The following is a 9,703-nucleotide window of genomic DNA, read 5'->3' as shown; positions in this document are numbered from 1 at the left end:
GCTGCTGCTCGGCCGCGGCGGCGCGCCGCAGGTCGGCCACCAGGCGCTGGCCGGCGGCGGCCTGGCGGCGTTCTGCCGCGGCCAGCCGGCGATCGCCTGGGCGGTGGTGCTGTTCGCCGCCTTCGACGCCCTGGCGCTGACCCTGCTGCCGGTGTACCTGCTGCACGAGGGCATCGCCCAGGGGCGCGCGCTGCACATGCTCGGTGCGCTGGTGCTGGGTAACGCCCTGCTGCAGCTGCCGCTCGGCCTGCTCGCCGACCGCCTGCCGCTGGCGCTGCATTCGCCGCTGGTCTGGCTGCTGCTGCCGCTGCTGGGGGCCAGCGCCGGCGGGCTGTACACCCTGGCGCTGGTGCTGGTCGGCGCGCGCTACCGCGACGACGCCCTGGTGCGCGCCAACGCCCACATCGCCCTGTTGTGGGGGACCGGCTGCCTGCTCGGTCCGCTGTCCACCGGCGCTGCCAGCCAGTGGCTGAGCGGCCACGGCCTGCCGCTGCTGCTGGCCGGCGGCGCGGCGCTGTTCCTGGTCCTGGCCCTGCGCCGCGGCGCCTTCGAGCTGCGCGGCGACGCGGGGTAGGGCGGGCAGGCCTGACAGGCGCCTGCGTGGTGCGCGCGGCGCACCCTACGGTTGAGCCTCCCGCCGTAGGGTGCGCCATGCGCACCACTTCCTCGTGAGTCAGTGATCTACAGGCGCTCCTTGAGGCGCTCCCAGAGCATGCCCAGCGCCAGCAGCGGCGCGCGCAGCAGCGGGCCGCCGGGGAAGGTCGGGTGCGGCACCCGGGCGAACAGCTCGAAGCCGGCGCTGTCCTCGCCGTGGATGGCCTGGGCCAGCAACTGCGCGGCCAGGTGGCTGGCGTTGAGGCCGTGGCCGGAGTAGGCCTGGGCGTACCAGACGTTCGGCTGGTCGGGCAGGCGGCCGAGCTGCGGCAGGCGGTTGGCGCCGATGCCGATCATTCCGCCCCAGGCGTAGTCGATGGCCACGTCCGCCAGCTGTGGAAACACCCTGAGCATCTTCGGCCGCATGTAGGCGGCGATGTCCGCCGGATCGCGCCCGGAGTAGTGGCAGGCGCCGCCGAACAGCAGGCGGCGATCGCGCGACAGCCGGTAGTAGTCCAGCGCCACGCGCTGGTCGCACAGCGCCATGTCGCGGGGGATCAGCTGCCGCGCGCGTTCCTCGCCGAGCGGCGCGGTGGCGACGATGTAGCTGCCGGCCGGCAGCACCTTGCCGGCCAGCCGCGGCTGCAGGCCGGCGAGATAGGCGTTGCAGGCGAGGATCAGCCGGTCGGCGCGCACCACGCCGTGCGCCGTGTGCACGCGCACCTGCGCGCCGTAGTCGATGCGTGTCGCCGCCGAGCGCTCGAACAGCCGCGCGCCCAGGCTCGTTGCCGCCGCCGCCTCGCCGAGGGCCAGCTCGAGCGGGTGCAGGTGCCCGGAGCCCATGTCGATCAGCCCGCCGCAGTAGCGGTCGGAGCCGACCACCTGGTGCATCTCGCCCGGCTGCAGCAGGCGCAGCTCGTGGCGGTAGCCCAGCTCCAGCAGTTCGTCGCGGGCCTGGCGGAAGCCCTCCAGGTGCTCGGGGCGGTTGGCCAGGTCGCAGTAGCCCCAGCGCAGGTCGCAGTCGATGGCGAACTCCTCGATGCGCCGGCGCACCAGCTCGACCGCCTCCAGGCCGTACAGCTTGAGGCGGCGCACGCCGGCGTCGCCGAGCAGCGGGCGGAAGCGCTCGACGTCGTGGCCGACGCCGCGGATCAGCTGGCCGCCGTTGCGCCCGCTGGCGCCCCAGCCGATCAGCCGCGCCTCCAGCAGCACCACCGCATAGCCGCGGCGGGCCAACTCGATGGCGCAGTTCAGGCCGGTGTAGCCGCCGCCGACGATGCACACATCGGCGCGCGTTTCCCCCGCCTGTGAAGGTAACTCCAGGTGACGGTTGACGCTGGCGGCGTACCACGATGGGGCATGCTCGGGGCTGTGGCTGGGCATTTGGGCAACAGGCAGTGGCTGAGCCCTCAGCATAGGCCGGCAGGGCGCGGCGACCAACAGCTGCCGGACGCCCCGCCGGCTGCGGCCTGCAGGGAGAGACGCGGATTTTTTCATGGAGTTTTCTGCCGTTATCCTGCAGAAAGGCAGGTGAAAGGCCTGTCGTTCGCTTCGACAGCGATGCTGATCTGGTGGATTCGCTATCCCGGCCTGAATAATCACTGCGACCGCTGCGCGGCGCGAGGCGCCGGCGATCGCTGGCACAGCCCGTGCTACGGAGCCCCGCGCAAGGCAGCCGCTGCCTTCACCCCATCGACAAGAGCAAAGAGAACCCCCTGATGGAATTCCTGAACACTGTAGTGAATAGTCTCAATGGCCTGGTCTGGGGGCCGCCCATGCTGGTGCTGATCCTCGGCACCGGCCTGTTCCTGATGCTGGGTCTCAGGTTCATGCCGCTGGCCAGGATCGCCACCGCCTTCGGCCTGCTCTGGCAGGGGCGCAAGAAGGACGACGACGGCTCCGGCGAGATCAGCCCGTTCCAGGCGCTGATGACCTGCCTGGCCGCCACCGTGGGCACCGGCAACATCGCCGGCGTGGCCACCGCGATCTTCCTCGGCGGCCCGGGCGCGGTGTTCTGGATGTGGTGCACCGCGCTGGTCGGCATGGCCACCAAGTACAGCGAGGTGGTGCTGGCCGTGCACTACCGCGAGAAGGACGAGCGCGGCGAGCACGTCGGCGGGCCGATGTACGCGATCAAGAACGGCCTGGGCAGGAAGTGGGCCTGGCTGGGCGGCGCCTTCGCCCTGTTCGGCGGCCTGGCCGGCTTCGGCATCGGCAACATGGTGCAGGTCAACAGCATGGCCGACGCCCTCAGCGGCTCCTTCGGCGTGCCGGACTGGGTCACCGGCGTGGTGACCATGGTCATCACCGGCGTGGTCATCCTCGGCGGCATCAAGCGCATCGGCAAGGTCGCCGAGGCCCTGGTGCCGGCCATGTGCGTGGGCTACATCATCGCCGCGCTGACCGTGCTGGCCCTCAACGCCGAGGCCATTCCCGGCGCCTTCGCGCTGATCTTCGAGCACGCCTTCAACCCGGCGGCGGCCACCGGCGGCTTCGCCGGCGCGGCGGTGATGGCGGCGATCCGCTTCGGCGTGGCCCGCGGCATCTTCTCCAACGAGGCGGGGCTGGGCACCGCAGGCATCGCCCAGGCCGCCGGCACCACCCACAGCTCGGTGCGCTCGGGGCTGATCGGCATGCTCGGCACCTTCATCGACACCATCGTGGTGTGCAGCATGACCGCCCTGGTGATCCTCACCACCGGCGCCTGGACCAGCGGCGCCAGCGGCGCGGCGCTGTCCAGCGCGGCCTTCGAGAGCGCCCTGCCCGGCGTCGGCCAGTACCTGCTGGCCGTGGCCCTGATGGTGTTCAGCTACACCACCATCCTCGGCTGGAGCTACTACGGCGAGCGCTGCTGGGAATACCTGGTCGGCACCCGGGCGATCCTGCCGTTCCGCATCCTCTGGGTGCTGGCCATCCCCTTCGGCGCCGTCGCCCAGCTGGACTTCGCCTGGCTGCTGTCCGACACCCTCAACGGCCTGATGGCCATCCCCAACCTGATCGCCCTGGTGCTGCTCAGCCCGGTGGTGATCCGCCTGACCCGCGAGTACTTCGCCAAGCCGGCCGCTGCGTCGCTGGCGGCGAAACCCTGACGCTCCGAGTCGCGCCGTGACGCAATGCCCGCATCTCCGGATGCGGGCATTGTCGTTTCCGGGGGGCGCTCAGTCCGGCACCGGCAGCGCCAGGGTCTCCTTGACCTCCTCCATGACGATGTAGCTCTTCGACTCGCGCACGTGCGGCAGCTTGAGCAGGATGTCGCCGAGCAGCTTGCGGTAGGAGGCCATCTCCGAGATGCGCGCCTTGATCAGGTAGTCGAACTCGCCGGACACCAGGTGGCACTCCAGCACCTGCGGCAGCTTGAGCACCGCGCGGCGGAACTCCTCGAAGGTGTCGCCGGACTTGTAGTCCAGGCTCAGCTCGACGAACACCAAGAGGCCCGCGCGCAGCAGCTGCGGATTGAGCCTGGCGTGGTAGCCGAGGATCACCCCGTCGCGCTCCAGGCGGCGCACCCGCTCGGTGCACGGGGTGGTCGACAGGTTGACCCGCTCGCCCAGCTCGGTGAAGGAAATCCGCCCCTCCTGCTGGAGGATGCGCAGGATGCTGCGGTCGGTGCGGTCGAGGTCGCGCCGGCCCTTCTTGATGCCCTCGTTCATGGTGGATGCCACTCCGTGAAATGGGTTTTTGCCGAGAATTATCGCCAGAAATCGCCTGAAGAACAGTGAATATTTCTGGAGCGGCGTTCCTATACTGCGCCCATCGAAGCCCACAACAACAGCTCATTCGCGGTGGCGGGTGCGGGAGGCAAGCATGCGAGTTCTGGTCCTTGGCAGCGGTGTGGTCGGCACCGCCAGCGCGTACTACCTGGCCCGCGCCGGGTTCGAGGTGGTGGTCGTCGACCGCCAGGACGGCGTGGCCCTGGAAACCAGCTATGCCAACGCCGGCCAGGTGTCGCCCGGCTACGCCTCGCCGTGGGCTGCCCCGGGCATCCCGCTGAAGGCCATGAAGTGGCTGCTGCAGCGCCATGCGCCGCTGGCCATCAGGCCGACCGCCAGCCTCGACCAGTACCTGTGGATGGCGCAGATGCTGCGCAACTGCACCGCCTCGCGCTATGCGGTGAACAAGGAGCGCATGGTGCGCCTGGCCGAGTACAGCCGCGACTGCCTCGACGAGCTGCGCGCCGAGACCGGCATCGCCTACGAGGGCCGCCGCCTCGGCACCACCCAGCTGTTCCGCACCCAGGCCCAGGTCGACGCCGCGGCCAAGGACATCGCCGTGCTCGAGCAGGCCGGGGTGCCCTACGAGGTGCTCGACCGCGCCGGCATCGCCCGCGTCGAGCCGGCGCTGGCCAAGGTTTCCGACAAGCTGGCCGGCGCCCTGCGCCTGCCCAACGACCAGACCGGCGACTGCTTCCTGTTCACCAGCCGGCTGGCCGAGATGGCCCGCAGCCTCGGCGTCGAGTTCCGCTTCGGCCGCACCATCGAGCGCCTCGACCATGCCGGCGAGCGCATCAACGGGGTGTGGATCGACGGCCAGCTGGAAACCGCCGACCACTACGTGCTGGCCCTCGGCAGCTACTCGCCGCAGCTGCTCAAGCCGCTGGGGATCAGGGCGCCGGTGTACCCGCTGAAGGGCTACTCGCTGACCGTGCCGATCACCGATGCGGCCATGGCGCCGACCTCGACCATCCTCGACGAGACCTACAAGGTGGCGATCACCCGCTTCGACGACCGCATCCGCGTCGGCGGCATGGCCGAGATCGCCGGTTTCGACCTGTCGCTCAACCCGCGCCGGCGCGAGACCCTGGAGATGATCACCCGCGACCTGTACCCGCAGGGCGGCGACCTGGCGCGCGCCGAGTTCTGGACCGGCCTGCGCCCGGCGACCCCGGACGGCACCCCGATCGTCGGCGCCACCCGCTACCGCAACCTGTTCCTCAACACCGGACACGGTACCCTTGGCTGGACCATGGCCTGCGGCTCCGGCCGCCTGCTCGCCGACCTGATGGCGAAAAAGCGCCCGCAGATCAGCCCGCAGGGCCTGGACATTTCCCGCTACGGCTCTTCCAAGGAGAACACCCCCAATGCCCATCCAGCGCCTGCACACTGAGACCCGCTACAGCGAGATCGTCATCCACAACGGCACCGTCTACCTGGCGGGCCAGCTGGCCGACGACTACGCCGGCGACATCCAGCAGCAGACCACCGAGACCCTGGCCAGCATCGAGCGCCTGCTCGCCGAGGCCGGCAGCGACAAGTCGCGCCTGCTGGCGGTGACCATCCACCTCACCGACCTGGCCGATTACGCCGGGATGAACGCGGTGTGGGACGCCTGGCTGCCGGCCGGCTGCGCACCGGCGCGCACCTGCGTCGAGGCCAAGCTGTACGACCCGCGCGCCCGTGTCGAGATGACCGTGGTGGCCGCGCTGCCCTGACCCTTGCTTTGCCCGGCCGGTTGCGCCGGGCTTTTTTTCATCACAAGAAGACCTGCCATGCGTCCAGCCCGTGCCCTGATCGATCTCGACGCCCTGCGTCACAACTACCGCCTGGCCCGCGAACTCGGCGGCGCCCGTGCCCTCGCCGTGGTCAAGGCCGATGCCTACGGCCACGGCGCGGTGCGCTGCGCCGAGGCGCTGGCGGAGGAGGCCGACGGCTTCGCCGTGGCCTGCATCGAGGAGGCGCTGGAGCTGCGCGCGGCCGGCATCCGCGCGCCGATCCTGCTGCTCGAAGGCTTCTTCGCGGCCGACGAGCTGGCGCTGATCGCCGAGCAGCAGCTGTGGTGCGTGGTGCACTCGGCCTGGCAGCTGGAGGCCATCGAGCGCACCGCGCTGGCGCGGCCGCTGAGCGTGTGGCTGAAGCTGGATTCGGGCATGCACCGGGTCGGCCTGCATCCCGAGGAATACCGCGCCGCCCACGCCCGGCTGCTGGCCAGCGGCAAGGTGGACAGGATCGTGCTGATGAGCCACTTCGCCCGCGCCGACGAACTGGACTGCCCGCGCACCGCCGAGCAGCTGGCCGCGTTCCGCGCCGCCACGGCCGGGCTCGGCGGCGAGGTCAGTCTGCGCAACTCGCCGGCACTGCTCGGCTGGCCCGAGGTTCCCAGCGACTGGGTGCGTCCGGGGATCATGCTCTACGGCGCCACGCCCTTCGAGCAGGCGCAGGCCCAGGCCGACCGGCTCAGGCCGGTGATGACCCTGGAGTCGCAGATCATCGCCGTGCGCGAGCTGCCCACCGGCGAGCCGGTCGGCTACGGCGCGCGCTTCGTCAGCGCCCGGCCGACCCGCGTCGGCGTGGTGGCCATGGGCTACGCCGACGGCTACCCGCGCCACGCGCCGAGCGGCACCCCGGTGGCGGTGGACGGCGTGCGCACGTCACTGATCGGCCGGGTGTCGATGGACATGCTCACCGTCGATCTGACCGACCTGCCGCAGGCCGGCCTCGGCAGCCGGGTCGAGCTGTGGGGCGCGCAGGTGCCGGCCAGCGAGGTGGCGGCGGCGGCCGGGACCATTCCCTACCAGCTGTTCTGCAACCTCAAGCGGGTGCCGCGCCACTACTCCGGGCCCGCCTGAGCCCTCGCCACGGCGGGCCCGCGGCCCGCTTGCCGGCCCCCTCCCGCCACCCCGCCCGGCCTGCCGCGCGGGGCGTTCGTGTTGTAAATACTGAACGTGCTTGCCATCATTGTCATATTCATCCCTGATCCCGAATGACCGTGGAGGTCTCCAGCCTTGGACGTCGGCGCCCGTCTGCACGCGATCCGCAAACTCAAAGGCCTGTCCCAGCGCGAGCTGGCCAAGCGCGCGGGTGTGACCAACAGCACCATCTCGATGATCGAGAAGAACAGCGTCAGCCCGTCGATCAGTTCGCTGAAGAAGGTGCTCGGCGGCATCCCCATGTCGCTGGTGGAGTTCTTCTCCATGGACCTCGAGGAGGGCAACCAGACCCAGGTGGTGTACAAGTCCGACGAGCTGATCGACATCGGCAGCGGCGCGGTGACCATGAAGCTGGTCGGCCGCATGTTCCCCAACCGGATCATGTCGTTCCTCGACGAGACCTATCCCCCGGGCACCGACACCGGCATGGAGATGCTCAACCACGAGGGCGAGGAGGCCGGCGTGCTGGTCGCCGGGCGCCTCGAGCTGACCGTCGGCGAGGAGGTGTACATCCTCGAGAGCGGCGACAGCTACTACTTCCGCAGTGACCAGCCGCACCGTTTCCGCAATCCGTTCGACGTGCCGGCCCGGCTGATCAGCGCCACCACGCCGGCCAACTTCTGACCCGCCGAGGCTGATGGGCCGGGCCTTTGGCAGCAAGGCCCTGCGACCATCGGGGTTGTTTCGGCAGGCTTCGCTTTGCCGTTATACTGCCGCCGCCCGCGCGGCCCTACCGCCCCGGGCGTGACTAGCCATAGAGGGTGTAAGGGTGAACCTGATCAAGAAAGTCTTGGCAGCCCAGGCTGCCGTGCTGGCCCTGTGGGCGGTTGGCGCCCAGGCCGCGAGCGATGACGCCATCGCCGAACGTCTGAAGCCGGTAGGCGAAGTGTGCATCGCCGGCCAGGAGTGCAAGGGCGTGGGTGCCGTGGCTGCCGCTGCCGGCGGCGGTGCGCGCAGCGCCGACGACGTGGTCGCCAAGTACTGCGGCGCCTGCCACAGCGCCGGCGTGCTGGGCGCGCCGAAGATCGGCGACGCGGCCGACTGGAAGGCCCGTGCCAGCGAGCGCGGTGGTATCGATGCGCTGCTGAAGTCGGCCATCGCCGGCCGCAATGCCATGCCGCCGAAGGGCACCTGCGCCGACTGCTCCGACGACGAGCTGCTGGGCGCGATCCACAAGATGTCCGGCATGTAATTTTCGCCGGTATCGCGAAAGAGCCGCCTGCGGGCGGCTTTTTTGTGCCGGCGCGGCGGCCGCTTCAGTCGAGGAAGCGCACCGCGCCGCCGTCCAGCGAGGCGATGCGCGCCAGCGACTCGACCCGGTAGCCGAGCCGCGCCAGTTCGCCGCGACCGGGCTGGAACGACTTCTCGATGACGATGCCGATGCCGGCCACCCGCGCGCCGGCCTGCTCGACGATGGTCGCCAGGCCCCGCGCCGCCTGGCCGTGGGCGAGGAAGTCGTCGACGATCAGCACCCGCTCGCCGGCGGCGAGGTGGCTGGCGGCGACGGCGATGGTGCTCTCCACCTGCTTGGTGAAGGAGTACACCCGCGCGGTCAGCAGCTCGCCGCCGAGGGTCAGCGACTGCTGCTTGCGGGCGAACAGCATGGGCACGCCGAGGGCCAGCGCGGTCATCAGCGCCGGGGCGATGCCCGAGGCCTCGATGGTCAGCACCTTGTCGATGCCCTGCCCGGCGAAGCGGCGGGCGAACTCGACGCCGACCTGCTGCATCAGCACGGGGTCGACCTGGTGGTTGAGGAAGGCATCCACCTTGAGCACCTGGGCGGACAGCACGACGCCCTGTTCGCGGATCTTCTGTTTCAGCAGCTCCATGACACCCCCTGGCGACGGTCGGCGCTGCTCAGTGTAGGACAGCCGGCCTGCGGCGTGCAGCAGCGTGCCAGCGGGCCGTTCGCCGGATTTTCCGCCGGCTGTTCAGCATTTGTGCCGGCGGCGTGGTCAGAGGCTGGTCTGCCTTCCTTTCTTCGAGGTCCGTTCCATGCCCCTGCTTCGCCCTCTCAGCCTCTCCGTCCTGCTGCTCGCGGCGAGCGCACCGGCGTTCGCCGCCGCCGGCGGGGACACCGTCCGGGTGTCCCCGGTCCCGGCGGACCCTGCCCTGCAGGTGACGCCGCCGGTCGGCAACGCGCCGGCGCAGGAGGCGGTCGCTCCGACGGTCTCCGCCCCGGCGGGCGCGGCCTCCTCGGCGCTGCCCGGGGCCGCCGCCGCCCTCGGCCGTCTGGCCAATCCGCAGACCCTGGCGCTGATCGAGCAGCTGGGCGCCCTGCAGGTGACGCCGCAGCAGGCAATGGGCGGGGTCGGCGCGCTGCTCGGCCTGGCGCAGAGCCAGCTGGCCGGCGACCAGTACGCCCAGCTGGCCGGTGCGGTGCCGGGGCTGGCGCTGCTGGGCGGCAACCCCGCCGGCGCCGACAGCGGCGCCAGCGGCATGCTCGGTCGGCTGGGCGCGCTGAGC

At 70.8% G+C, this 9,703-nt stretch carries 10 protein-coding genes and 1 pseudogene; 8 read left to right on the top strand and 3 right to left on the bottom strand.

The annotated features are described in order from the left end of the window. Window positions 1-574, top strand: a pseudogene (locus tag E5198_RS18710) (MFS transporter); the annotation flags it as partial. A 107-nt stretch (window positions 575-681) separates the two neighbouring features. Here the strand turns inward: E5198_RS18710 and E5198_RS18705 are convergent. Beyond that, the gene (locus E5198_RS18705) at window positions 682-1,977 is read right to left on the bottom strand and encodes an FAD-binding oxidoreductase (protein WP_256659195.1); all 1,296 of its coding nucleotides are present in this window, start codon (window positions 1,975-1,977) and stop codon (window positions 682-684) included. Between the two features lie 335 nt (window positions 1,978-2,312). On the opposite strand from E5198_RS18705, the gene E5198_RS18700 reads away from it, so the two are divergent. Next, window positions 2,313-3,683: a sodium:alanine symporter family protein gene (locus E5198_RS18700; protein WP_136491460.1), complete on the top strand. Its 1,371-nt coding sequence runs from the start codon at window positions 2,313-2,315 to the stop codon at window positions 3,681-3,683. A 69-nt stretch (window positions 3,684-3,752) separates the two neighbouring features. Here E5198_RS18700 and E5198_RS18695 read toward each other — a convergent pair whose 3' ends face one another. After that, window positions 3,753-4,244 carry an Lrp/AsnC ligand binding domain-containing protein gene (locus E5198_RS18695; protein ID WP_136491459.1) on the bottom strand — a complete coding sequence of 164 codons (492 nt, stop codon included), beginning with the start codon at window positions 4,242-4,244 and terminating at the stop codon, window positions 3,753-3,755. 154 nt (window positions 4,245-4,398) lie between these two features. On the opposite strand from E5198_RS18695, the gene dadA reads away from it, so the two are divergent. The 5 genes from dadA to E5198_RS18670 all read left to right on the top strand — a co-directional run bounded on the left by dadA (window position 4,399) and on the right by E5198_RS18670 (window position 8,429). After that, window positions 4,399-5,697: a D-amino acid dehydrogenase gene (gene dadA, locus E5198_RS18690; protein WP_136491458.1), complete on the top strand. Its 1,299-nt coding sequence runs from the start codon at window positions 4,399-4,401 to the stop codon at window positions 5,695-5,697. Next, window positions 5,672-6,022, top strand: coding sequence for a RidA family protein (locus tag E5198_RS18685; RefSeq protein ID WP_136491457.1), 351 nt, complete (start codon window positions 5,672-5,674; stop codon window positions 6,020-6,022). Before dadA ends, E5198_RS18685 begins: the two co-directional genes overlap by 26 nt. A gap of 57 nt (window positions 6,023-6,079) precedes the next feature. Beyond that, entirely contained in the window at window positions 6,080-7,156 is a 1,077-nt protein-coding gene (gene alr / locus E5198_RS18680; RefSeq protein WP_136491456.1) for an alanine racemase, read from the top strand. Between the two features lie 156 nt (window positions 7,157-7,312). Then, the gene (locus E5198_RS18675; RefSeq protein WP_136491455.1) at window positions 7,313-7,861 is read left to right on the top strand and encodes a cupin domain-containing protein; all 549 of its coding nucleotides are present in this window, start codon (window positions 7,313-7,315) and stop codon (window positions 7,859-7,861) included. Window positions 7,862-8,006: 145 nt separating this feature from the next. After that, a complete protein-coding gene (locus E5198_RS18670; RefSeq protein WP_136491454.1) occupies window positions 8,007-8,429 on the top strand; it encodes a cytochrome c5 family protein in 423 nt (140 codons plus the stop codon). A gap of 64 nt (window positions 8,430-8,493) precedes the next feature. Here E5198_RS18670 and E5198_RS18665 read toward each other — a convergent pair whose 3' ends face one another. After that, a complete protein-coding gene (locus tag E5198_RS18665) occupies window positions 8,494-9,066 on the bottom strand; it encodes a xanthine phosphoribosyltransferase (RefSeq protein WP_136491453.1) in 573 nt (190 codons plus the stop codon). Between the two features lie 166 nt (window positions 9,067-9,232). On the opposite strand from E5198_RS18665, the gene E5198_RS18660 reads away from it, so the two are divergent. Continuing rightward, the coding region (locus E5198_RS18660) for a DUF2780 domain-containing protein (protein WP_136491452.1) at window positions 9,233-9,703 on the top strand (471 nt) is incomplete at its 3' end.

The sequence above is a fragment of the Pseudomonas sp. A-1 genome (assembly GCF_004801855.1).
In the GTDB taxonomy this organism is placed as follows: domain Bacteria; phylum Pseudomonadota; class Gammaproteobacteria; order Pseudomonadales; family Pseudomonadaceae; genus Geopseudomonas.
Note: the sequence above shows the minus strand (reverse complement) of the source record. Positions and strands in the feature narration are given on the sequence as shown.